The sequence below is a fragment of the Thermogutta sp. genome, from assembly GCF_039793925.1.
GTDB lineage: Bacteria > Planctomycetota > Planctomycetia > Pirellulales > Thermoguttaceae > Thermogutta.
The window spans coordinates 14052-36491 of the sequence record NZ_JBAMME010000234.1 but is presented as its reverse complement, the minus strand read 5'-3'; the positions used below and the strand labels follow the sequence as shown (position 1 = coordinate 36491).

Genomic DNA, 22440 nt, shown 5'->3' with positions numbered 1-22440 from the left:
CTGCTTGCTGTGCGCAGTCTGATTGCTCTGTGGCAGCACGTTTACGGCGCCGCAACCATGCACCGGCTCCGACCGCAGCAAGTCCGCTGGCCAAAAGTGCCAGGCTCGCTGGCTCCGGGACCACTTCTGCCCCGCTGCCGAGCGTTTGGAACACGATATTGTCCAGCGCGAAATAAGCTGGGGTGTTCATACCCCAAGGCCCCACGTCGGAAGAATTCAGGGAAAATTCGAGAATTCGCGCGGAACTGATGGGGGTAAGATCCACCGTGGCCCACCAGTGGACAATGTAGTCAAGGGTGTTGTCCACAAAGCGGAAGTCAGCCAGATAAAACTCCACGGTGCCAAGGATCTGGTTGGCCAAATCTTTGCCATAAATCGTGAGTTTAAACCAGTCGGGGTCATTCCCGGATGGACCGCCAAACTTCTTGGCAAAGGCGTCACCATTTTGCATGGAGAGATAGGCGTAGGTCGTGTTGGTGACCTGCATGGATTGGAGAGACACCCCCGCCGGGACATCGATCCTCGGGAGATCGCCCCATAAATTGACGAACGAAACTCCATAGGTTGGCGAACCACCCGCACCGCTTCCCGTAATCGCGGAATATTGATTAGTGTACCCGGGAGTGGTCGTATCTGTTGTGTTGGAGTAAGCAAACCCGTCCCACACGTCCCACGCCTGGGTGTAATTGTTATGGAACACGAACCCGTTCGACGTGAACGTGTTATGCCCGTTGTTTGGCGAGCCGTTCCAGTACGAATTCAGGGGAAGCGTGGCTCCCACGTCTTCAAAATCGACCACTCCGCCCCATACCGGGGGACAGATCAAGATGCCCACCGTAACCAGGGCAGTTTTCCACACAGCGTTTCGTAGCTTGCTTCTCATGGATGCACCTCCTCAGCAGAAACCTGACGACTTAGGAAAGAGTCACATACTCACCCACTGATTCAGTCTCCTGAATCGCACCAGTAGATTTTGACTTCCGAAATTTTCTGCGGAGCTTGACACCCAGAAACGGGATTCCTCCCACCAGGATGGCCAGCGCCGACGGCTCCGGAACGATGTGCGCCTCGGGAGCGAAATAGCGAACTCCCACAGCGTCCAGGTCGAACCCCGCCGAACCCGTTGTCGGATAAGGGTCGTAAATCGGGTCTCCCGACGTATCCAAAAACGTCCCGTCCCCAATGATGTCCACAATCCGCACAAATTGAATGTTGGTGAGATCTAACAGCGGCGATATCCCAGCCAAAACCCCCAGATCGAATGGAGTTCCCCAACCCTGCCGGTACTTACCGGCCAGACCTGTAATATTGGTTGGGTCCACGGCGCCAAATGCCCCCACAGGACCAGATGTGAGGGAATCGTTGGGAAACCGAAAATAATTGACTCCGTCACTCGAGACTTCCACAAAAGCAAGCTCCAGGAAGGTGTCGTTGAAACTGTTTTCGAACACGGCGAAGTCCCAGCCGGCTCCGTCGATAATAGGCCGGTCGAATGTCAAGACGATCCTTCCCCCTTCTCCCAAACTCACAACATCAAACGAATTACCTACCGCGGGTCCGAGCGCCTTGTTGGGGGTTTGCCATGTGATAGAGACATTGGCCCCCGGCTGATAATCCAGCCAGCCGCTGGCCCATCCTGCAAATGCTGGATCGGACATATGAACCGCCAGGGAACCCGGCTGACCAGCAGCGGGATCATACGGCCCGGCATCAACTTCTCCTTTCACAATCACCAACACCAAAGGGGTCAGGAGGAAAAGGCTCACACCACTGCGCATCCGCAACTCCTTTCTGTTGAGTCTTTTCCCCTCAGAAATCGGACAAACCCCTCCGAAAGTGCGCTGACCGCCAGCGCGATGTCACCGATCACCGATTGATCACCACTCGGTCACAATCTCACCACCAGCGCGGGTGCAAAGGGCTGCCAGGACCTTGAGGTCCATCGTTTCTTTGAGAAAGTGCACAGATCCATCCGTGAAGAGTCCGTTGGCCCCGCCCGGGTGTTTGCTCCGAATGTCGTTCTCGAAAGCCGGGGCTTTATTAATGGCAAAAGCCTGATCGAACACATTCAGACCGTTGATCCACTGCCCGTCTCGGAATCCAGAATCCTCCGAAATAATCAACGTGCAGGATGTTCCGTCGATACAGTCGGCCACCGTCAGGGCGCGGTCATAGAGCATCATTCCTTTGGGTGGATTGTTCGGGCTGGTAATGCGCTCTCCATAGATTCCCCCGTAGTCGCACGGACCTCGGCCCTGCCGCAGCTCACGCTGATTGGTTGCGCTGGGGCAGATATAGAGCGGTAAAATTGTGGCGGCCGCTTCAGCATTCTCCGGGGCATCGAAGGGCTTACCCGTGTCGATGCGATCATACAAGGCTTTCTGCTCCACATACGGAAGGAGGAAAACCGACCAAGCGAGTTGCCGTCCGGCGGGCCCATAGGGCCGACCAGTCTTGGGGTTGATCATTGCGCGATGTTCTATGCCCCCCGGGGGAAAACATCCCATCGCCTGATGATAATTGTGCAGGCCGAGCCCCATTTGGCGGAGATTATTCGTGCAGGAGGCGCGGCGAGCGGCCTCTCGTGCGGCCTGGACGGCCGGCAAGAGGAGCCCAATCAAAATCCCCACAATGGCGATGACAACCAGCAGTTCCACCAGGGTGAAGCCGACCCGGCGCGCACATGAAGCGCCGGGTTGGGGAATCATAAAATTTACCATGAAACAGGCACACCCCAGAAAAAGCCGATTTACCTGCGGCCTCCGTCCCACGCAGAGGGCCGACAGTCCTGCGTTGGTAGGTCTTCTGACTTCCGGACTCGACCCGACCCGGCCTTCTCGTCGCAACGACCCTCGGCGATCAAGACCGCCTGGGGCTTTTTTCCGCGACAATGGCCAAGGAGACTGGGCGGGTCTGGTAACGTCCGGTCACAGCGGCGGGGACCGTTCCGGATTTGCACCGGATTCCCTGTTACCCGACCAGACGAGCCGTCTGGCCGGACACCAACGCCCAACGCCATCATGCTAGCAAGGTGAGAAAGTCCTGTCAACAGGCGGGCGTGGCTGCCCGCTGCGAAAATTGCGAATGGAGCAACCTCTGGCAGAGATGATCTTTTGTTCTGAAACGGTTAGACAAATTCCGGTTTGACGCTCCTCTTAACTATTAGGGAAGCTATGAGGAACACAAGGCGTGATGTCCAATGATGAGCGTGCCGACCTCCTCGACAGATTTCGGCGCGGCGATCCGACAGCGCTCGCGGAGCTCTACGACCGCTTTGCCGGGCGCTTGTATCGCGTGGCCTTCAGGATGCTGGGCGATCATGGACTAGCCGAGGATGCCGTGCAGGAGGTCTTTCTGGGGGTTTTGAAGGTGCGTTACCGTCTGGGCACGCTGGAAGATCTGTCCGCCTACCTGTTTTGTTGCCTGCGGAGGGCGGTGGGAAGGCTCCAGGTTATTCGACAACGCAACAAAAACCTGGCACATGGCAGCTTCCAGGATGCGGAAACCGGGGCCCCGGAGACGCAAGGTGGGGAAACGATTTGGTCAAAATGGGTACTTCAGGCACTTCAACAGTTGCCACCGGAACAGCAAGAGGTTGTTCTCCTAAAAATCGAGGGGGAACTAACATTTGCCGAGATCGCGATGGCTCTGGGAATTAGCCCGAATACGGCAGCCAGCCGCTATCGCTATGCTTTGCAAAAACTTCGTCACTATCTGTCTGCTCAAAAGGAGTAGACCAGTCATGGGGTCGTCGGACGAGCTGAAAGCTGAAGACGTGAATGCTCTCGAGCAGATGCTCATGAGTCTCCCTCGAATACCTCCTCCTCGCGAGCTTCGCGGGAGGATTTTAGCACAGGCCGAGCAATATCTTGAAAATGAAAAACGTAATCGTCAGATGCGTTGGATGATCTTCACTGCCGCCTGCACATTCTTGGCATGCCTCCTTCTCGCATGGACGCAGGGTATGAGATTGAAGGTGCTGGTTCCGCCACCAAGCCCTCGCGATTTAGTCGAGATGCAAAGCTGGCAACAGCAGGTGCGATTCCTGCAGGCCAATGGACGCATGGACACGGTGTTCACCCACACGGACTCGGATGAGGAGTTTGCGACACCTTTCCGCCTGCATTAATTGATGCTCACAAAGGTCCCGCACTCTGCGGCCGTTTACTGGGAGTTATCTTATGACTTACTTGATACTTATTGCTCTTGAGAGTCTGGTGGTTTCCCTGCTTCTGGTTGCTATCCTCGTAGCGCTAAGTTGCTCGGCGCCTCGCCTGGTGCGTTGGGGGGTTTTGATCTTGATTGTCGGGATCGGCGTGGCCTTTACGGCGGGGATCCTTTCTCTTTCGCTCACTTTGTTGGGGAGCTGGGTGGGCAAAAGTCCCCTGCGATGGCTTGCCGTGGCAATTCCCATCATCGCCCCCTACGTCCTAGGAGTCGTGTTATTACTCAGAGGTTGGCAGCGAGATAAGGGCGATAGAACGCTTTTGCCTCGGGCAGCAGCGTGGTCCCGCATTGGATTGACCGCGCTGTTTCTCGCTGCGTTAATGCTCGAGCTTTTAACGCTCCTGATGATCGATTTGACGGTGCAGCAAACTCTGGCAGCAGTACAGGTAGAAGCCTATACCTTGGCGGCCTCGGTGGCTCCTGAACGTCCCCCAGAAAGCCAAAACGCCGCCATTGCTTACAGCTCCCTCTTTAGCAACTGGCAAACGACCCAAAAGGAATGGCCCCCAGTGTTCATGCTAGCGTGCGAAGCCTTAACCAGGGAGGTGGAAGGGGGAGCTACTTCGCAAGCCGGGTCCCAAAATCCGAATCTCGAGGCATTTGATTTTGGCAACGTGGAATTAGGAGCCTTTCTTCAAAAGCGGGCCGGTGATCTGGCCCTGCTCCGTCGGGCTGCCGTGCTGCCCGCGTGTCATTTTGAACGGGATTATTTCCGCCCCAGCCTCACCGTGCCTCTGCCCCAACTGTCTGACTTCCGCACGGCAGGACGGCTCCTCGCCCTGGATGCCCGGTATTCCCTTGCACATGGCAATTTTTCACAAGCCATTGACGATATCAACGCCCTTTTTGGTCTTGCACGACATTCGCGGGAGCCTTTCCTGATCGGTATGTTGGTCTCGATAAGCCTCGAGACTTTAGCCGTGAGGGAACTCGAGAACCTCTTGATGCATGCAGAACTCAGCCAGGAGATGCTGAACCGGATTCGGCTCGAATGGACATCTTCCTTGCAGGAAGTATTCCTCCGCTCCATTCGGATGGAGGAAGCCATGGGACTTCTGACATTTTGCTCTGTTGCCACCGGTGAGTTACCAGTAACAGCCGTAGTCGAACTGGGTCGTCAAGGCCAGTCGCCGGTGGTGAGTACGTTTGCAGTATTCAGGTCTCCGTGGATTGTTGATGATTTGACACTGTTCCGCGAACTCATGAGAGACGTGGAATCCTTCGCGAGTCTCCACCTTTTTCCCCTCACCGAACGACTAAGGTCAATGACATCCTTGGAAGAGAAGCTTGACAATGCCCGATGGCGAGCCCCCCTGACGAGCACGATTTTTCCCTCGTATCGCAGCATCTACCTCGCACTTGCAAGAGCCGAAGCCTATCGACACGTGGCCGAGGCCGGGCTGGCCGGGTATCGTTACGCCGTCCGTCATAACAGACTCCCGAAAACATTAGACGAACTAGTACCAGATGAGCTGCCATTCGTGCTGACGGATCCTGTGGATGGGCGTCCCCTGCGAGCGCGATTTGCCGGCCAGGATGAGCTTATCATCTACAGCCTTGGACCCGATCTTAAAGATGATGGCGGACAGCCTCTCAAGTTCGATCCAGCCAGGACCGTCTCCGAGGGTGATGTCACATTTGTTGTTCGCTGGCCGCCCGCAAAAAATCGAGCGGAAACCTCCGAATGAGCGAGAAAGCCCGCGATTATCGCCGTCTTCCATCCGTGCCAGAAGATCGATCACATGCTTGCAGTCCTTCGCGGCCGACCCGGGCGGCTGCACCTTACCGCCATGAGGCGGCTTACAAAAAGTCGTAGAGATCCCGCCTCCTCCGTCAATCACTCCCTGAGGTGTTCGTGCTTCTCATGAAGACTGATAGTTTTCTCCACAAGTGTAGCGATGCGCCGCATTGCGGCGAACGCATTTTCCCACAGGGTGCGCCCGGGCCACAACGGGCGATCAGATTTGGCCTAGCAAGTTATTCTGGGAAATTTCCTGGTGAGAAAAGTCACGCATATTGAGTCACCTAAATCAGACCGACCGCGGGAGTGCCCCCGAAAACCCCTGTAAAAACCATTGGCTCACAATTGACAATGCCCGACTGCCCTCCCAAGATTACTTTCATCGGCCGATCGAAAAGGCATTCGTGTGTGCGCGACCACGGCGACAACCGCAAACGCTTGCAACCTTTCTGGTTGGGGTGCAGGATGCAGCCCGAAGCGATGAGAGGATCATCACGCGCGACCATGAACGCAATGAATCGTCAAGCGGGAGGCCACCCATGACCGAAAACACCATCGCCAAGGCTCTTGAGGTCTGGACGCTCCAGAACCTGGTCAATGCCTCAATCGTGCTGGGCATTCTTGCCCTCGGGTTGGCGATAATCCAGGATTATTACCGCTCGCTGGAGTGTCGCCTTTCCTTAAGGGTATCGATCGAACTCTGGAGAGTTTTCACGATCCTGGTCGTCGATGTCCTTTTGGCCATCGTGGTCCTGATTGGCTACCTGAGCCTCAATCCGGATATCATGGCCGACATCAAAATCGCCGTTCCGTTTTACCCGATGGCAACAATTTTCTTCGCGCTGGCCCTGGTGTTGCGTCTGTTCTACGGTGGGCACGAGGCAGGCTCGACGAATTACTGGCGGTCGGTGTACCTGATGTTCCTGGCCTGTTTGATAAACATTTTCGGCTTCACATTCGTCGCGGAGGCCGCGAGCGGGGAGTACCTCGAAGCCACTCCGCATCCTTTCGATTTTGCGTTCTGGATGTATCTCAAAACGCACTTGCGATCCAATGCCGCCCCCTTCGGCCTGAAACTCGCGCAGATCACCTTTTATATCTGTTTCCCGATTCTCCTGGCGATCTTCGTCTGGGGTTTCTGGGCGGCATTTCAGAAAACCGGTGAAAAAGGAGCATGACCAGTGGCGTGGGAGTGGCGATTGATCCAAAACGAATGCACCGGCTGCGGCATCTGTGCCGACGTCTGCCCCCATGAGGCCATTAGCATGCCTCGCGAGGCGGCCTATCCCGAGCCTGGTCCGTCGTTCTGCATCGGGTGCATGGCCTGCGTCAAGCAATGTCCATTTGACGCCATTGAAGTGAAGCAACTGACAGCCCTTCCCGCGGAGTAAGCGGTATCCCCAAGATTCATCTATTCACACTCCTGCACCGTGGAGTCGGTTCTCTCATGCCAAAGGCCAAGAAGACGCGGGAGAGCGGCGATATGCTGGGAAACCAGCCGTAGACTCCTCCAAGCCGAGATGTTTAAACGCATGTTAGGTCAAAGGTGCAACGACTGAGCCGACGGACGACGATCCTCCCCATTTGACGAGTACCTCTCAGGCTGCCGCGAAGAACTCTTTAAGGAAAACGGTCGCTGCTGCCTGGATCTGGGGATTTTACCCCTCTCCCTATCGAAAAAGGCAGGCGTTGCACAACCTGGAAAAGAGGCCCCTACAGGTAAGTCCCTCCGGAAGACCGGAAAAACACGCCGGTCGTGCTCATCGAGGCTAAATCAGTAATCCTCCGTTGGAGAAGCAAACCTCACGAGCAGGTCCCACGGGGGCTGAATCTTACTCCCGCGCACGCGGTTCTCAATGTTTGCCCCCGCTGGCGGCAGAGAGAAAGTCGAAACCGGTCAAGCGTTACTGGGATACCCAACCGGGCGGCGGCGCGATAAATTGAGCGTTTTCGGGGCCAATCTCCGGAACCCGCACAGGCTTCTGATTTTCCCCGTTCCGATTTACGCAACTTCCGGTCGTAATCAGCCATGGATGACGTTTTACAACAGCTCAAGCACGACCTCGAAGCCGCTCAGGACTCCAAGCAACTGGAGCAGGTGCGCATCAAGTATCTTGGGCGGAAAGGTGTGATCACGACCCTTGCCAAAAGCACCGACTTTGGTCGTCTGTCTCCCGAGGAGAAGCGGAGTTTCGGCCAGCGTTTAAACACCCTCAAGTCGGAGGCCGAACGCCTCCTTGCCGAAGCCACAGCCCGAATCCAGGCCCTGGAGAAAGACCGCGTGCGGCGGATCGCGGGGTTGGATCTCTCGCTCCCCTCGATCGATCGACGCATGGGAAGCATTCACCCTATCGCGCTTGTTCAGATGGAACTGGAAGAAATTTTCCAGGGGATGGGCTTCCGGGTGCTCACCGGGTACGAAGTGGAGCTGGAATATTACAATTTCGACGCTCTCAATATCCCGCCGGATCATCCAGCGCGCGATATGCAGGATACTTTCTGGCTGGATAATGGTATGCTCCTGCGGACACACACATCCGCCAACCAGGTTCGTGCACTGGAAACGTATGGCGTACCCCTGCGGGCAATCTTTCCGGGACGGTGTTTCCGTAACGAGGCCATTGACGCCAGTCACGAGAACACCTTTTACCAACTCGAAGGCCTGCTCGTCGATCGCGATATTTCTGTCGCCCATCTCATCGCCGTTATGAAAACCCTGTTAAGCCAGGTGTTCCGGCGAGAGGTAACCGTCCGCCTGCGGCCCGGATTTTTCCCCTTTGTGGAACCGGGCTTTGAACTCGACGTGCAGTGCCTCATTTGCGGAGGAAAAGGATGCTCCACGTGCAAACAAACAGGATGGATCGAGTTGATTCCCTGTGGGTTAGTCCACCCAAAAGTCCTCGAATTCGGTCGAGTTGATCCTCAGATCTACAGTGGCTTTGCCTTCGGCATGGGGTTGACGCGTTTGGCGATGATGAAATACGGCATTCCGGACATTCGGCTGTTCAACTCCGGCGACATCCGGTTTTACGAACAATTTCCGACCGCATTTTAAGCGCGCCTGTGGCGATACCGCCATGGGTTTCTACGCACCCTATCGGATGAAAACCCGCGAACCGTATTCCGACTGTCGCGTGGAAAGGTTTTTGAGAAATCACCGCGTATTGCGACCAGATTTTCAAAGGAGACGGAGCAAGCCGTGAAAATCTCCCTGGATTGGATCAGTGATTTTGTCGATATCGGCGATATTCCCTCAGAAAAGCTTGCCGATCGTCTGACCATGTGCACCGCTGAGGTGGAAGATGTGCTGGAAATTCAGCGGTGTGTGGAGGGAGTTTTCATCGGAGAAATCGTTTCCTGCACCGAATTGCCCGGCACAAATGGACTGAAGCTCGTCCAGGTGCAGTGTGGAAATCGCCGGTATCAGACGGTCTGTGGAGCGCCCAACGTCCGCACGGGAATGAAGGCCCCCTTTGCACCGGCGGGAACCAAGCTGGCCGGCGGCGTGACCATCTCGGCAGAAGAAATCGCCGGGCACCGCAGTGAAGGTGTACTGTGCTCCCCCGCTGAACTGGGAATGAGCCGCTGGCACGAAGGACTGCTGGAATGTCCCGACCAGCTTCCGAGTGGGACACCACTCAGCCAGTGGATTCCCCCCAAAGATGTGCTCATCGAAATTGATAATAAGAGTCTGACGCATCGGCCGGACCTGTGGGGCCACTACGGTTTTGCCCGGGAAATTGCGGCCATTTTCCGGCGTCCTTTGCGACCGCTGGCGGTGGTCGACCTTTCCCGCTATGACAACCTTCCCGCCTATCCGCTCACCATTGACGATTTGGAGAATTGCCCCTGTTACGCCTGTCTGGAGTTGAAAATCCGTGCCGCCGTGCCGGCACCACTTGTGGTTCAACGGCGACTCCACGCCCTCGGTCAGCGGACATTCAACCTCATGGTGGACCTGACGAACTACATCATGTGGGAACTGGGCCAGCCCACTCATGCCTTTGACGGCGATAAAGTCCACGCGATTCGGGTGGCGCCGCTCGGCAGGCCGGGCACCTTCGTCACCCTGGATGGCCAGGAGCGCCAGCTTTTGCCGGACGACCTGCTCATCTGGAATGAGAAAGAACCGGTGGCCCTGGCGGGAATCATGGGAGGATTGGAGAGCGAAGTGACCGCCAGTACGACGAAAGTGCTCCTGGAAAGCGCGAATTTCAAGGCCTCACGTATTCGCCGAACATCGGTTCGTTTGGATCTACGGACCGAGGCAGCCCAGCGTTTCGAGAAGGGACAGCCCCCCGTTAATGTTAAAGTGGGGACGGCCCGCCTTCTGAAGTGTTTGGAAGAGTCGGGCGAACCGTTCGAAGTCACCTCGCGATTCACGGTGGCGGGTGATCTCAAGGAGCACCCTCGCCCATTGGCAATCCCATGGCAAACGGTCGACACTATGGCCGGGCAAACCATCCCACGTGAGGAAGCGGTTCGCATTCTGACGGACCTGGGGTTTGCAGCCAAATCGGAAGGTGACACGCTGCTCGTCGGTCTACCCCCCCACCGCAGCGAAAAAGATCTTTCCATCCCGGCAGATGTCGTGGAGGAAATCCTACGCATTTACGGCTATGACCGCATTGTGCCGCGGTTGCCAGAAGGCCCGATGGCAGCCCTGCCCGTTAACGAAAGTTTGAGAAAAGAACACAAGGCGAGGAAAATCCTGGCCGGGGCCCATCAATTCATCGAGGTGCAAAATTACATCTGGATGGACGATATCTGGCTGAATGAAATCGGGTTTGCGCCGGCGGAAACGCTGACCATTAAAAATCCGCCCTCGGCGACCTGTCGTCGGCTGCGCACAACGCTCATGCCCAATCTGCTGGCGCTGGTTCGGCCGAACCGCTCCCATCGCGATGCCTTCCGCATTTTCGAAATCGGGCGCGTGTTCTTCCCTAATGGTCAGGGGGGCTGTCGTGAACGGACGCATTTGGCGGGGATCAGTTTTCGGCAGGGAGCACGAGGAGATCTCGAAGAACACTACCGCAGTATTCGCGGGGCCTTGGAGGACTTGAGTGCCGGCTTGTCGGAAACTCCCTGGCGTTTCGTCCCCGGTCGGGAATCCATTCTCCCCTGGCAGGTGCCCGGATACTGGTGTGAGATTCGGTCCGGAGAGACCACACTGGGAAGCGTCGGTGTGCTGGACCCTGTCCTTGCGCGAACGGTGGCCCTGGAAGGACAGGTCGTCTGGTTCGAACTCGATCTGGACGCGGTGGTTGGTCCCGTTTATCCCACCGTGCGTTACAAGGCCCTGCCCATCTATCCGCGATCGTGGCAGGACTTCTCCCTGCTGTGGGATATGACACGGGGGTTTGACGGTCTGGAGGCGGTTCTCGATGGATTCACTCACCCGCTGGTTAGCGAGCGGGAATTCCTCTACGTGTACAAAGGGAAAGGACTGCCTCCGGGACAGGCCAGCTACACCTTCCGATACTGGTTGGCGGCCCCAGATCACACCTTGAGTGGCGAGGAAATCGAAGGGTTTCGGCAAGCCTTTTTGGCTTTCCTCCAGCAGGCGGGCATTTCGCTGCGGTGAGTTTTTCGGAGCGCGTTCCTGTTGCCCTCCGAGGACATCGTTTGCCGGCACTAAAATGAAAACAGAAGGTGCAGTCCGTGATCGGCACCCGAGCTTTGTCTTCTGAGGACTGCAAAAACACCGCTCCTGGGAAAGAAGCGACGTCGATTTTATGATGCCTGCAGCGGAAACGAAAATTCGCTTCATCGACCGGCTGGAGCAAGCGGTTCGACGAAGGGGAACACCCGCTCTAGTGGGTATCGATCCCCATTTGGACCTTCTCCCGCCCAATATCCTGCCCGCGGAAGGTCCCCAGCGGCGAACGCTGCCCCGGCAGCGACTTGCTTCGGCAGTGCGTGAATTCTGTGCGGGTGTTCTCGATGTGATCGGCTCGATGGTGCCAATTGTCAAGTTCCAGATGGCGTTTTTTGAGCAACTCGGGCCGGAGGGGATGACGGTTCTTGCCGAGCTCGTAGGACACGCCCGACGGTACGGGTTGCTCGTGATTTTGGACGGCAAACGAGGCGATATCGGGAGCACCGCTGTCGCCTATGCAGAGGGAATGCTGGGCCCAGCTCCTGTCAGTTCCTGGGGCGGTGACGCGGTCACGGTAAGCCCCTACCTTGGGGAGGACAGTCTCCAACCATTCATCGAAACGGCAGTGGCGCGGCAGGGCGGCGTCTTCGTGCTTGTGAAGACCTCCAACCCCGGGAGTGGACTATTTCAGGACCTCATTGCTGAAGGCATGCCACTTTACCGCCATGTGGCCGCCTGGGTCGAGCAGCAGGCTGCCCGCACTAAAGGCCGATGCGGGTATGGGGACGTCGGTGGAGTTGTGGGAGCCACTTTCCATGAGCAGTTGGCGGAACTCCGGCAAGTGATGCCGCACACGTGGTTTCTCGTTCCCGGTTATGGAGCCCAAGGGGGCACGGCCAGGGATGTCGCCGCAGCATTCGACCCCACCGGCTTGGGGGCTATCGTCAACAACTCACGAGGTATCCTGTTTGCATATCGACGGCGGGAATTTGAGCGATTCGGCCCCACCCGGTGGCAGGAGGCGATCGAGGCGGCAACTCGGGAAATGATCGATCAGCTCCGAACCGACACCCCAGCCGGTAGGCTTACCAGTCGATAGATGGCCGTAATCCACCAATGATGGGAAAAAGCCAACCAGGTGACCGGCCCAGGCACAGGAAGCTGGGTCCCCGCGAGATCAGGATGCCGTCTCGATGGCCTTCGGCTCCCACTGGAGAATTTCCAACTGGCCGTGACGTGATTCGGCTTTCCACAGGTCACCCAGCGGGGTGTGCGTGAGGAGCCGTTTGATGATCGTGGCCATTGGCTCAGCCACGATCAAACCCACGGTTTCCCCTTGGTGCCGTCGATGAAGCCGTCGCAGCCAATCCATGACGCGCGTCTCGGCCTCTTCGATGGTTTCTCCCTCCGGTGGGCAGATGCAGTCGGGAATTTCCTGCCATTGACGGTAAATCTTGGGCTGCCGGGTGCGAATTTCCTCGATCTTCATCCCCTGCCACAACCCGTAGTTGAGGTTCCGCAGGGCGTCGATTTCTCGGGACCGCACGTTCAGGGCGCGGGAAATCGTCTCGGCCGTCTCCACCGCGGGACGGCAAGGAGCATAGTAGAGCGCATCCAGACGGATGCCGGCGGCTTTAATGGATTCCACTTCCTTGCTCACCTCCTGAAAGCCCTGGGCATTCAGGGGGATATCCAATTGTCCCCGGACTCGTCCTTGAACGTCGTAATCTGTCGCACCCGGACGAATCAAAACTATTGTCATCATACTACCGCCTTACTTTGATGATTTTTCACCAAGGCCGCCAGTTCACGGTAGCGCTGGGAGTAATTGTCATGCCCCAGCAATCCTGTGCCCACAATGAACATCGTGGCACCGGCCTCGGCACACTGACCGATAGTCTGTCCGTTGACGCCTCCGTCTACGGAAATCATCAAACCTTCTGGAGCCAGTTGGCGCAGTCGGCGAATCTTGGGAAGAACTTCCGGACGGAAGCTCTGTCCCCCGAAACCCGGCATAACGCTCATTACCAGCACAAGTTCGCAATCGTTCAAATACGGAATGACCGTTTCCACTGGGGTCGGCGGATTGAGCGATACACCCGCACACGCCCCGGTCCGGTGAATCATTTCAAACAAAGGTCGGGGATCCGGAGCCACCTCGATATGGACCGTCAAATAGTCGGCCCCTGCTTCCCGAAAGCGTTCAATATGCGCTTCAGGATTGGAAATCATCAAGTGGACGTCCAGGATGAGCGGGGTGGCCCGCCGGACGGCCTGCACAATGGGAACACCGAAGCTCAAGTTGGGCACGAAGTGCCCGTCCATGATATCCAAGTGCAAAAAGCGTGCCCCCGCCGCCTCCAGGCGTTCGATTTCCCGGGCGAGATACCGAAAATCGGCCGCCAAGAGCGACGGCCCGATCATCACGTGCCCAGCCTGATATTCGTCATAAAGCGGCGAACGAGCAATCATCGATCCTTGCCGCAGCCGGTTATGAAAAGTTCAGTCTTTCTGCTCCGGTTAACGCTCACCGTATAATCCCGTCATTTTGCTTTGTCCACACCGATTTTCAATCCTCCATTCGGTGGGATTGTCACCACGCACATTGGAACCGTCGTCGGTCCCCCTTTTCGATAAGCAGGTACGCCATTCCTTTGCCCATTAACACCTCGCTCCACCGTTTGCAGCGTTATTTGCGCACCAGGACCTGCAATTGAGCCACAGTCTCAGCAGGAACGAGCCAGCTCCGACTGCCCTATCGAGTCAACCCTCTCCTCTTCAGCGACTCTTTCCGAACACCCCACGCCCGTCGTTAGCGATTGCTCGTCCACGTCATACGTTCTACCCGAAATGCCCTGGAGCCATCGGCGACGGGCTTCCTCAGCCAGTTTCTGCCCCCACGGTGTGGGGTACACCCCTGTAATGCACGCCCGGCAGAGATCGTTGGCCTCGATGCCGATCGCCCGTGCTACAGCCTCCACCGGCAGATAGCGGAGCGAATCCGCTCCGAGATCCCGGGCCATCTGCGCTTGAATTTCCTCAGTGAATTCCCCATTTTTCAGATACTTGGGGGCAAAAAGCTCCCCTATCGAGGACATGTCAATCCCATAAAAGCACGGAGAGATAATCGGAGGGCACGCCACGCGGACATGAATTTCAGCAGGTTTCCCCAATTCCCGCATCCGACTGATGAGCACCCGCATCGTCGTCGAGCGAACGATGGAGTCCTCCACGAGAAGAACACGCTTTCCTTCCAACACTTCGCGCAATGGGGTGTATTTCGCACGGGCTTTTGCGTCCCGGTTGAGATTACTTTCGATGAACGTGCGTCCCGTGTAACGGTTGCGGATAAGCCCTTCCAGGCAGGGCACCCGCAACGCATACGCCATGGCATCCGCTGCAGCCTTGCTTGTATCGGGCACGGGAACAACGATCGTTTTTCCGTCATCGACGGGCACCGTTTCCAGCCGGGCTAACTCTTCGCCCAGCGCTTTGCGAGCCAGGTACACACTCCGCCCATCGAGCGTGCTGGCCACATTCGAAAAATAGATCCACTCGAAGAAACAGTGGGCCCGATGGGGAGCCGTGGCAAACTGGACGAATCGTATTCCTTTTTCTGAAACGATAATGGCCTGCCCCGGAGCCACCGGCTTGATCATTTCCGGTGCAAACCCCAGATTTAAGAGGGCCACGCTTTCACTGGCCGCAGCAAAGACCGATCCGTCACAGGCCCAGCTCAAAGGTTTAAATCCCAGGGGGTCCCGGACCACCATGAGTTCCCCAAGGGCATTGAGAAAGACCATGCTATAGGCACCGTCGAATTCCCGGGGAAACGCCCGACAGACGTCCGCGAGGTCCGGAGCGGGGTTGGGGTTCAGCTCCCGGCACAGGACGTGCATGATCACTTCGGTGTCTGTATTCCGGACCAGATGGTTATCCTCATCCCGGAGCAGCCGTTCGCGGAGTTCGGGAAAATTTGCGATTTGTCCGTTGAAGGCAAAACTGAACCACTTGTGCTTACGGATGTGATGGCGCTCGAACGGCTGGGCGTAACTTGGGTCGTCCTTGCCGCAGGTCGCATAACGGACATGCCCGATGGCCGCCCTCCCCGAGAAATTTTTCATCAATTCCTCGAATCGATCGCGCTGCGACAGTGCAAAAACCTCCGCCACTGTACCCACGTTCTTGTAGGTGAGAAGTAAATGCGAATGGCGGTCATTGAACCGGGTGATTCCCGCGGCAAGCTGCCCGCGGTTCTGAATATCAAGCAGCATGCGCGGGATCAGAGTCGGTGCCGAATCGGGCCCTCCAGGGCAAAGAGGGCTGACCGTGTCGGAAGAAAAATGATAAACCGCGACGACACCGCACTCTTCGGCTAAGTCACGCATAGGTCTTTCCCAAGAAAGAACACCGAGGCGACTTCCCTTGCCGACGAAACATCGGAGCATCAGCAGCCGCCTCTGTGATACATTCTAGGATGGGCTGCCCGCGGATACAACGAGCTGGCTAAACCCTCTCAATTAAGTCGCTAGGAGTCGCTCGGTCCGGCAGGTTGATTAAGTCACAGTTGCTCCGATAGCGCAATCACCGTGGACAAACATCGGAGACTGTGGGGGTAAACACATCGCTCCTAGGAAGGGTGTTCCTGGTGTTCTTCATCAATTTGGTAGGAGATCCATGCCTTCCGGCCCGCAAGTCGGAAGCGTCAGCCCAGAAATTCTTTTTTCCTCCGAAATATGATGGACAGAGAACTCAGCCCAGCTAAAATTACAGCAAATCACACAGCAGCGCGCCTGGTGCTCAGAGACCTGGTGGCGAACCAGTTGCGGTTTCGCGTGGTCAGAAATCATGTAGGTCAATTGTGGCAGGAGAACGGCACTCATTCAGAAGCGCGTCAGGGAGTGCTTTTTATAAACGAGGAACTCAAGCGAGGTTTTCCACGACAAAAAAGGGGTCCCAGCATCGCTCAGGAAACGATCTCGCCACGGGAAGTTTACTCTCACGGTCTTAGCGAGTATCCGGGTATTTGAGGCTTTTCGAAGGCCTCACGTTTGCCGATTGGCAGGACGTTATCACCTCCGGAGGGTTGGCTTGCGGTAGGCCCGCTGTTATCCACAATTGGCCTGGCACGTATTAGTCTTGCTAGCGTCATGGGGAATTGCTGAGATTTCCGAGTCTGGAACAGATTTCTCGCCGTCTCAAAAACGTCCTTGGCTCTCTCTTTTTTGATCTGTTGCAGGCAGAAGCCCAATGCCTTTGGCAAGCGTTGCGTTTAACTCGCTCCCGCGGCAACTGTCCCGCTGACCCACGTCGGCGCTGGACGGGTGGGCCCTTTCTGGATCCGCACAAAACCGCCAAGCCTGCTGCACACCCGGGTGGCCAGGTGAACGCCCGTAGTGATTTGTGAGGGAATTTGCGAAGTGGGCAAATTTCGTCTTTCGCCCTCCAGAAAGATGGATAATCGAGGAGAAGTCCAATGAAGCGTCCTAAGAAACTCCCCAAAAAATGTCACTCTGCTACTCAAGAAACTCGGGATTTAGCCCGCATCTGGTGGCATGCCGAGGAGAATATACTGTGGTGGTTCACCGAGAAAGCCCGGACTGCCATAAAGTCCCCGGATCAGCTTCAGTGTCTAGCCGAGGCCTATTCCTGCGTGTTGGTTTCTGGCGCGACCGATCAATGGCCGGCACGCTTTGCCGCCTTCCAGGGTCTCGATCCAGGGCGAGTGAAAATTGTTCTGGTTCCGCAGCAGAGTCATCACAAGGGATTTTCTGGAAAGTCTGACGCCGCCGAAAAGGATCAGGGAAAGGTCCTCGTCCGGAAGGTCATCAAAGACTACGACGTTCCGCTGACCACGCTGCAGGTAGCGGCTTTCTGTCCGCAAAGTCCTCTCGACCCGGTGGCCACGTTTTCCGAAACCTGGATGGGTCAGTTTCATCAGTTTTGGAACATTCCCATTACCCGGGAAACGGCGGAATTCTGGGCGCGGGTGGGTGACGTTCATTACTGGCTGGCCCCACCGGATGCCTTCCCCCCCGACCTGTCCACCCCCGTGGAGCTGCGCGAGGACTGCGAGAATTCCTCTTGGGAGAAAGAGGACACGAAGGTCAAGATTCTCGCGTTTTTCTTTGGTCCGCCGAAGAAAAAGAGTCGTTTTTCCCTCCCGGAATGGCCGCTGGGAAAGGTCGCTGCCAGCATTACTGCGCGCCGCTCTCAGCGCAAGCTGCTGCCCCAGGCATGGGCGGGCTCGCCAGATGCCGAGGCGGTTCTCCGTGAAATTCTCGAGTCGTCTATTGAGTCCCTGCGAGATCCTCGGGCATGGATCTGGCGAGCCCTCCTGCGAACGTCGGTCGCGGAGGTCAATCTCGCGTACACAGAGGCCGTGGTAGCATGGGTTCTTGCTCGCTTGGCACATCCTGAGCTATTTCCCCCACCGACCGATTTGATTGATCCGCCTGCTCTGTCCTACTGGCGGGAATACAGCCGAAGGAAGAACCCGACTACCGAGCAAGCCAGCACGTCGGCATGATTTGTCGAGTGGCCGGTCCTCGTCCGTGATCACGCGCAAGGTGTGAGGGTTGGATTACTCCGCCCCTTGGTAAAGTGGGCAAAGTGGGTACATGATTCTTGACCGTTTTACGCCCGTCACATACATTTGATTTGATTGACGGGGATGGAGTCCCCCGAGAAATGCCCAGTCGGGCTGATGACTCCTACCGCGCAGGCACTTGCACGGCAGGGGTCGCAGCTCGTTCCAGCCGACCCGCTGTCTCAGCGGGTTTTTTATTTTTCTTGCCTGTGCGTCAGTCCCCGAGTTGGTCATAAATAGGTGTCACCATGGCTGTTGCGGAAAAGCTACTGTACCTCGCCCTGGCCGGAGCGCTGGGCACTTTGGCACGTTATGGTCTGGCCGGTTTCGTTCATCGTTTGAACGGCGTGAGTTTCCCCTGGGGGACAGTCACCGTGAACATTCTGGGATGCTTTGTGGCGGGCTTCGTGTGGAGCCTCTTGGAGAGCCGCTGGGTCCTACCTCCACACCTTCGCGCCGCAGTGATGATCGGTTTTTTTGGAGCGTTCACCACGTTTTCCACTTTCATGCTGGAGACCACAGAACTCATGCGGTCAAGCGAATGGTTCCTTGCTTTGGGTAACATCGTGCTCCAAAATGGCCTGGGGATGATCGCACTCGTTGTGGGCGCTTTCCTGGGCCGTATTCTGTGATGTAACGGAGTCAACCACATTATGAAACTCCCTTATGAGGCCAATCTGCTGCGGATTTTTATCGGAGAAAGCGATCGAGTGGGAAACCGACCGCTCTATGAGGTGATCGTGGAAGAGGCCCGCCGTCGCGGGCTGGCCGGAGCTACCGTGATCCGTGGTTTTTTGGGATTTGGCGCCAACAGTCGAATTCACACCGCCAAAATCCTCCGCCTATCCGAAGATCTTCCCGTGGTCATCGAGATCGTGGACGCAGAAGAAAAAATTGAGCCCTTCATTCAGGAACTGGACGGCATGATTCACGAAGGCTTGGTCACTCTCGAGAAAGTGCGGGTGATCGCGTATCGCCACAACAAACAGCAGAAGGCGTAAACTCCTCTGCCTGTGACGAGCTCACTCGATGACCTGGGCCACCAAAACGAGCCCTCAAGCTTCAAAACGCCGGCTGTTAGCTTGGTTCTCCCATAGCTTGCCTGTCCCAATTTTCCAGAATCTCCTGGACCAGTTTTACCGCTTGGGGAATGGCTGCCGCAACCGCCGGCGTGCACTCCTCACCAAACGTTAGGACGTCTTCTGCCTCAATCGCTATCAGGACGATGGCATCGTCGAGGGGTAAATGCAGTCCCATCTGACGGCCGAACGCCAGGGCGGTGGGAAGGTTAACGTCGTGTGCCGAGGCACTGTGTTGGGTGGGGATCTCATTGGGGTGAAGGCACCGGATGGTCCCGGGTGCTGCACCGGACTGAATGGCATCGATAATGATCGCCCGATCAAACCCTGCCAGCCGTTCCATCAGCCGCAATCCGCCCCAGTGATCCTCATCGATGACAAGATCTTTGCGAGGGAGCAAGATTTTCTGGAGTTCCTGGACAACTCGCAGACCCACCGAGTCATCAGAGAGAATGGGGTTCCCCAGGCCAAGCACCAGTGTCCGTTTCATGGTGGCTGGCAGCATTCACAGGTGATGGAGGTCAGCTAGCCAGAGCCGAATTTCGGTGGCGTATTCGGAGGCCAGATCGCCCTTGACCAGTTGTCGGAGAAACTCTGAAGCCCCGTTCCTATCCAGGTCGGCGGCCTCCGCGTTGTCAAAGCGCCTTGCCGGGTCGGGCGCGATCAAAAGGCGACAGAAATTAACCAGGGCCTCACTCTTCAGGCATTCCGGGGGCAGAATCGTGTGCAATCGCTGAGGCAACAACCGTTTGGCCTCGAGCAATTCGGCCCGCTGCAGATTGGGCGGAAAAACCGGTTGTCCCGACAGCATTTCGATGAGCACATAGCCCAAGCTGGCCAGGTCCGAACGAGGCGAAATATCCGCGCCATCGCTGTCCAAGACCTCCGGTGCCGCATAAAGGGGGGTGCAACTTCTTCGCGATGGGGGTTTATCTAAATCGACAGCCGATCCCACATCCACCAGTTTGGCCGTCCCGGTCTTCTTCAGCATGATGTTGGAGGGCTTGATGTCCCCGTGGACGATACGTCCTCTATGGAGAGCGGCCAAACCGGCCAGACAATCTCGCACGATGGCCACCGCGACCCCCGGTTTCAACCGCGGTTGCACCGGCCCGGCTGTGACCACAACCTCGTTAAGATACTGCCAGCGGATCGGCTTGACCCGTTGCTCCAGAAGCTGGTACATCCGATTGGTGAGCAGGCGGGCAAGATCGTACCCGTCCACCCATTCCATTTCCATAATGCGAATACCGTCGCGCTCCAGCCAGTTGTGGACGTCCAGGAGGTTGTCGTGAGCGATTTGGGCAACCCGGCCGGAAACCCAACCGATCCTCTGCATCGCCTCCTCATACGCCGCTTCGCTGGGATACGGATCAGGAGCGAAGAATTTAAGGGCCACCGGCAAAGTGAAGCCGTCGGCCCCTCGCCGCTGACTGAGGTACACAACCCCTTGCCCTCCGTGCCCCAGTTTGCGAATCAATTGGAGGTGCTCCGTCCAGTTGAGACGACGTCTCTGTTCGATGAGGTCGTGATAGGCCTCCACGAGAGCCTGCAGTCGCTCCCGATGCTGCAAACCACCCCAGGTCCGCGTTAAACCGATATCGTCGATGGTTGTTGATGTTTCCATGTCTAAATCAGTCCCTTTCCCCACCGCACTCCACATCCCCGTGACGCTAACTCCCTAATAATAAGTTCACCAGGCCTTATGGGCAAAGGCATTTCCAGCGGTATCGCGGGACGATACCAATTTCGTATTACTTCGAATAGCCCTATGGTTGGGCGTCGATTCTGACAGAAGCCTGAGCCATAAGAGCGAGGTACCACAGAAATTCCATTCGGACACGACGAGCGTCACCGTCGATGCTCCCCGACCTGACCCATCCCCATTCTTTTATGAGATGCCACGGCCCCAGTGTGCCGTAAGGATAATTCGTGAATTGCCGGTACCGCGGTTACGGCCACCGCGCAAAACCCGGGGGGTGGGCGCGATTTTTGAATTGCCCGTACAGTCTAGCCAAGCACTTTAAGCCCGGTCGGCGAAATGGGTCATCCAAACGTCGCAATATGGACCTGACAAGCAGGTCCCTCCGGGCTGGATCTCACTTGTCCGCGAACCCGTGTGAACGTCTGCAACCCCGTCGGCAAAGGAAAGTGCGGGCGTGTCAGTTCTCCGACTTGTGGACGCCTCTCAATCCTGGTGTTACAATAAGGCGGTGCGTAACACCTGCGGGCTAAATGAGTTCCGCACCTGCATGTGTTCGGTAAACCGCCTTCCGCTCTCGCTTCAGGGAGCTGCAACGACAATCTAGGCCGCCATGATCAATCTTGCCCATCGCCGGTACCTTCCTGATTGGACGATCATTGCCTGCGCGATCGCGGGACTCTGTTTTGGTACGCAGGCAGATGCCCATTTTCTGGTCCTCATTCCCAATTACGATGTCGTTGAGGAGCCTTCTCAGACCAAATTGGTGTTTGACATCCAGTTCACACATCCGATGGAGCAAGGGCCGATCATGCCCATGGCGGAGCCCGTGCGCTTTTTTGTGGTTCACAAAGGCCGGACGGAGGACCTCAAATCTGCTCTCCGTCTGCGAAACCTGGAGGGCCAGCCCGCGTACACGGCCCAGTTTCAGTTGAAGCAGCCCGGCGATTATGTCTTCGCACTTGAGCCGGCCCCCTACTGGGAGAAGCTGGAAAAGAAGTGGATTGTTCACTACACCAAGGTGGTGGTGAATTTCCTGGGCGACGATGGGCAGTGGGAGCAGCCCATCGGCTTGCCGGTGGAAATCCAACCCCTCACGCGACCCTACGGTGTCTGGGCGGGGAATTCGTTTCGCGGGATCGTGTTGCACGATGGCAAACCTGTGCCGTTTGCCCGAGTGGAAGTGGAATATTGGAATCAGGATCATCGCGTCCAGCCGCCCAACGGGAGCCTGGTGACGCAGGTCGTCAAGGCCGACGGCCAGGGCGTTTTCTGTTACACAGTACCCTGGGCTGGTTGGTGGGGCTTTGCTGCACTTGTGGACGGAGAACCCCGGCCGGGGCCCGACGGGCAACCCGCCGATGTGGAGCTAGGAGCCCTTATTTGGGTTCGCGCTGTGGATCCAGCATCGGCGGCGCCGGTCAAAAATGCCCCCTCACCGTGATGGCGTGGTGGGTTGATGCTCGCCCGATCATAATGCTCGGAGGGTCCGACTTCTGCTTC

General features: G+C 56.8%; 20 protein-coding genes and 2 riboswitches. Of the genes, 12 read left to right on the top strand and 8 right to left on the bottom strand.

Features of this window, described 5'->3' with window-relative positions:
- From ABJK56_RS10665 to ABJK56_RS10655, 3 genes are all read right to left on the bottom strand, one after another.
- Positions 1 to 883: DUF4465 domain-containing protein (locus ABJK56_RS10665; RefSeq protein WP_347244654.1), on the bottom strand; the 883-nt coding region annotated here is incomplete at its 3' end.
- A 31-nt stretch (positions 884 to 914) separates the two neighbouring features.
- A complete protein-coding gene (locus tag ABJK56_RS10660) occupies positions 915 to 1778 on the bottom strand; it encodes a PEP-CTERM sorting domain-containing protein (protein WP_347244653.1) in 864 nt (287 codons plus the stop codon).
- A 99-nt stretch (positions 1779 to 1877) separates the two neighbouring features.
- Positions 1878 to 2720, bottom strand: coding sequence for a DUF1559 domain-containing protein (locus ABJK56_RS10655; RefSeq protein WP_347244652.1), 843 nt, complete (start codon positions 2718 to 2720; stop codon positions 1878 to 1880).
- 57 nt (positions 2721 to 2777) lie between these two features.
- A riboswitch (cobalamin riboswitch) is annotated at positions 2778 to 3022 on the bottom strand.
- 170 nt (positions 3023 to 3192) lie between these two features.
- Between ABJK56_RS10655 and ABJK56_RS10650 the strand changes: the two genes are divergently transcribed.
- The 8 genes from ABJK56_RS10650 (at position 3193) to pyrF (ending at position 12666) form a co-directional block, all read left to right on the top strand.
- On the top strand, positions 3193 to 3735 hold the full coding sequence (locus ABJK56_RS10650) for a sigma-70 family RNA polymerase sigma factor (protein WP_347244655.1): 543 nt from the start codon (positions 3193 to 3195) through the stop codon (positions 3733 to 3735).
- Between the two features lie 7 nt (positions 3736 to 3742).
- Positions 3743 to 4129 carry a hypothetical protein gene (locus ABJK56_RS10645; RefSeq protein WP_347244651.1) on the top strand — a complete coding sequence of 129 codons (387 nt, stop codon included), beginning with the start codon at positions 3743 to 3745 and terminating at the stop codon, positions 4127 to 4129.
- A 52-nt stretch (positions 4130 to 4181) separates the two neighbouring features.
- Positions 4182 to 5915 (top strand): hypothetical protein, encoded by a 1734-nt coding sequence (locus ABJK56_RS10640; RefSeq protein WP_347244650.1) that lies wholly within the window; start codon positions 4182 to 4184, stop codon positions 5913 to 5915.
- A gap of 592 nt (positions 5916 to 6507) precedes the next feature.
- Entirely contained in the window at positions 6508 to 7146 is a 639-nt protein-coding gene (locus tag ABJK56_RS10635) for a hypothetical protein (protein WP_347244649.1), read from the top strand.
- Positions 7147 to 7149: 3 nt separating this feature from the next.
- Entirely contained in the window at positions 7150 to 7359 is a 210-nt protein-coding gene (locus ABJK56_RS10630; RefSeq protein WP_347244648.1) for a 4Fe-4S binding protein, read from the top strand.
- Positions 7360 to 7997: 638 nt separating this feature from the next.
- Entirely contained in the window at positions 7998 to 9023 is a 1026-nt protein-coding gene (gene pheS / locus ABJK56_RS10625; protein WP_347244647.1) for a phenylalanine--tRNA ligase subunit alpha, read from the top strand.
- Between the two features lie 144 nt (positions 9024 to 9167).
- Complete coding sequence (gene pheT / locus ABJK56_RS10620) at positions 9168 to 11552, top strand: phenylalanine--tRNA ligase subunit beta (RefSeq protein ID WP_347244646.1); 2385 nt, start codon at positions 9168 to 9170, stop codon at positions 11550 to 11552.
- 151 nt (positions 11553 to 11703) lie between these two features.
- Complete coding sequence (pyrF, locus tag ABJK56_RS10615) at positions 11704 to 12666, top strand: orotidine-5'-phosphate decarboxylase (protein WP_347244645.1); 963 nt, start codon at positions 11704 to 11706, stop codon at positions 12664 to 12666.
- Positions 12667 to 12744: 78 nt separating this feature from the next.
- On the opposite strand, the gene ABJK56_RS10610 is transcribed toward pyrF, so the two are convergent.
- The 3 genes from ABJK56_RS10610 to ABJK56_RS10600 all read right to left on the bottom strand — a co-directional run bounded on the left by ABJK56_RS10610 (position 12745) and on the right by ABJK56_RS10600 (position 15955).
- On the bottom strand, positions 12745 to 13332 hold the full coding sequence (locus ABJK56_RS10610; protein ID WP_347244644.1) for a histidine phosphatase family protein: 588 nt from the start codon (positions 13330 to 13332) through the stop codon (positions 12745 to 12747).
- Complete coding sequence (rpe, locus tag ABJK56_RS10605; protein WP_347244643.1) at positions 13329 to 14039, bottom strand: ribulose-phosphate 3-epimerase; 711 nt, start codon at positions 14037 to 14039, stop codon at positions 13329 to 13331. The genes ABJK56_RS10610 and rpe overlap by 4 nt, the downstream gene beginning before the upstream one ends.
- A 254-nt stretch (positions 14040 to 14293) precedes the next feature.
- Entirely contained in the window at positions 14294 to 15955 is a 1662-nt protein-coding gene (locus tag ABJK56_RS10600; RefSeq protein ID WP_347244642.1) for an amidophosphoribosyltransferase, read from the bottom strand.
- Between the two features lie 1088 nt (positions 15956 to 17043).
- Here ABJK56_RS10600 and ABJK56_RS10595 point away from each other — a divergent pair.
- The 3 genes from ABJK56_RS10595 to ABJK56_RS10585 all read left to right on the top strand — a co-directional run bounded on the left by ABJK56_RS10595 (position 17044) and on the right by ABJK56_RS10585 (position 19157).
- Complete coding sequence (locus ABJK56_RS10595; RefSeq protein ID WP_347244641.1) at positions 17044 to 18096, top strand: hypothetical protein; 1053 nt, start codon at positions 17044 to 17046, stop codon at positions 18094 to 18096.
- A 131-nt stretch (positions 18097 to 18227) separates the two neighbouring features.
- A riboswitch (Fluoride riboswitch) is annotated at positions 18228 to 18290 on the top strand.
- Between the two features lie 114 nt (positions 18291 to 18404).
- Positions 18405 to 18788: a fluoride efflux transporter CrcB gene (gene crcB / locus ABJK56_RS10590; protein WP_347244640.1), complete on the top strand. Its 384-nt coding sequence runs from the start codon at positions 18405 to 18407 to the stop codon at positions 18786 to 18788.
- 21 nt (positions 18789 to 18809) lie between these two features.
- Complete coding sequence (locus ABJK56_RS10585) at positions 18810 to 19157, top strand: DUF190 domain-containing protein (RefSeq protein WP_347244639.1); 348 nt, start codon at positions 18810 to 18812, stop codon at positions 19155 to 19157.
- A 76-nt stretch (positions 19158 to 19233) separates the two neighbouring features.
- On the opposite strand, the gene ABJK56_RS10580 is transcribed toward ABJK56_RS10585, so the two are convergent.
- Complete coding sequence (locus tag ABJK56_RS10580; RefSeq protein ID WP_347244638.1) at positions 19234 to 19725, bottom strand: hydrogenase maturation protease; 492 nt, start codon at positions 19723 to 19725, stop codon at positions 19234 to 19236.
- 15 nt (positions 19726 to 19740) lie between these two features.
- Positions 19741 to 20862 carry a serine/threonine-protein kinase gene (locus ABJK56_RS10575; protein ID WP_347244637.1) on the bottom strand — a complete coding sequence of 374 codons (1122 nt, stop codon included), beginning with the start codon at positions 20860 to 20862 and terminating at the stop codon, positions 19741 to 19743.
- Between the two features lie 688 nt (positions 20863 to 21550).
- Between ABJK56_RS10575 and ABJK56_RS10570 the strand changes: the two genes are divergently transcribed.
- The gene (locus ABJK56_RS10570; RefSeq protein WP_347244636.1) at positions 21551 to 22381 is read left to right on the top strand and encodes a DUF4198 domain-containing protein; all 831 of its coding nucleotides are present in this window, start codon (positions 21551 to 21553) and stop codon (positions 22379 to 22381) included.
- The last annotated feature ends 59 nt before the right edge of the window (positions 22382 to 22440 follow it).

Excerpts from the sequence above, each read along its gene's own strand:
- ABJK56_RS10660 (WP_347244653.1), bottom strand. The coding sequence starts at position 1,778 with ATGCGCAGTGGTGTGAGCCTTTTCCTCCTGACCCCTTTGGTGTTGGTG.
- pyrF (WP_347244645.1), top strand. The coding sequence starts at position 11,704 with ATGATGCCTGCAGCGGAAACGAAAATTCGCTTCATCGACCGGCTGGAG.
- ABJK56_RS10610 (WP_347244644.1), bottom strand. The coding sequence starts at position 13,332 with ATGATGACAATAGTTTTGATTCGTCCGGGTGCGACAGATTACGACGTT.
- ABJK56_RS10655 (WP_347244652.1), bottom strand. The coding sequence starts at position 2,720 with ATGGTAAATTTTATGATTCCCCAACCCGGCGCTTCATGTGCGCGCCGG.
- ABJK56_RS10635 (WP_347244649.1), top strand. The coding sequence starts at position 6,508 with ATGACCGAAAACACCATCGCCAAGGCTCTTGAGGTCTGGACGCTCCAG.
- ABJK56_RS10640 (WP_347244650.1), top strand. The coding sequence starts at position 4,182 with ATGACTTACTTGATACTTATTGCTCTTGAGAGTCTGGTGGTTTCCCTG.
- ABJK56_RS10600 (WP_347244642.1), bottom strand. The coding sequence starts at position 15,955 with ATGCGTGACTTAGCCGAAGAGTGCGGTGTCGTCGCGGTTTATCATTTT.
- rpe (WP_347244643.1), bottom strand. The coding sequence starts at position 14,039 with ATGATTGCTCGTTCGCCGCTTTATGACGAATATCAGGCTGGGCACGTG.
- ABJK56_RS10650 (WP_347244655.1), top strand. The coding sequence starts at position 3,193 with ATGTCCAATGATGAGCGTGCCGACCTCCTCGACAGATTTCGGCGCGGC.
- ABJK56_RS10575 (WP_347244637.1), bottom strand. The coding sequence starts at position 20,862 with ATGGAAACATCAACAACCATCGACGATATCGGTTTAACGCGGACCTGG.
- ABJK56_RS10595 (WP_347244641.1), top strand. The coding sequence starts at position 17,044 with ATGAAGCGTCCTAAGAAACTCCCCAAAAAATGTCACTCTGCTACTCAA.
- crcB (WP_347244640.1), top strand. The coding sequence starts at position 18,405 with ATGGCTGTTGCGGAAAAGCTACTGTACCTCGCCCTGGCCGGAGCGCTG.
- ABJK56_RS10585 (WP_347244639.1), top strand. The coding sequence starts at position 18,810 with ATGAAACTCCCTTATGAGGCCAATCTGCTGCGGATTTTTATCGGAGAA.
- ABJK56_RS10580 (WP_347244638.1), bottom strand. The coding sequence starts at position 19,725 with ATGAAACGGACACTGGTGCTTGGCCTGGGGAACCCCATTCTCTCTGAT.
- pheS (WP_347244647.1), top strand. The coding sequence starts at position 7,998 with ATGGATGACGTTTTACAACAGCTCAAGCACGACCTCGAAGCCGCTCAG.
- ABJK56_RS10645 (WP_347244651.1), top strand. The coding sequence starts at position 3,743 with ATGGGGTCGTCGGACGAGCTGAAAGCTGAAGACGTGAATGCTCTCGAG.
- ABJK56_RS10570 (WP_347244636.1), top strand. The coding sequence starts at position 21,551 with ATGATCAATCTTGCCCATCGCCGGTACCTTCCTGATTGGACGATCATT.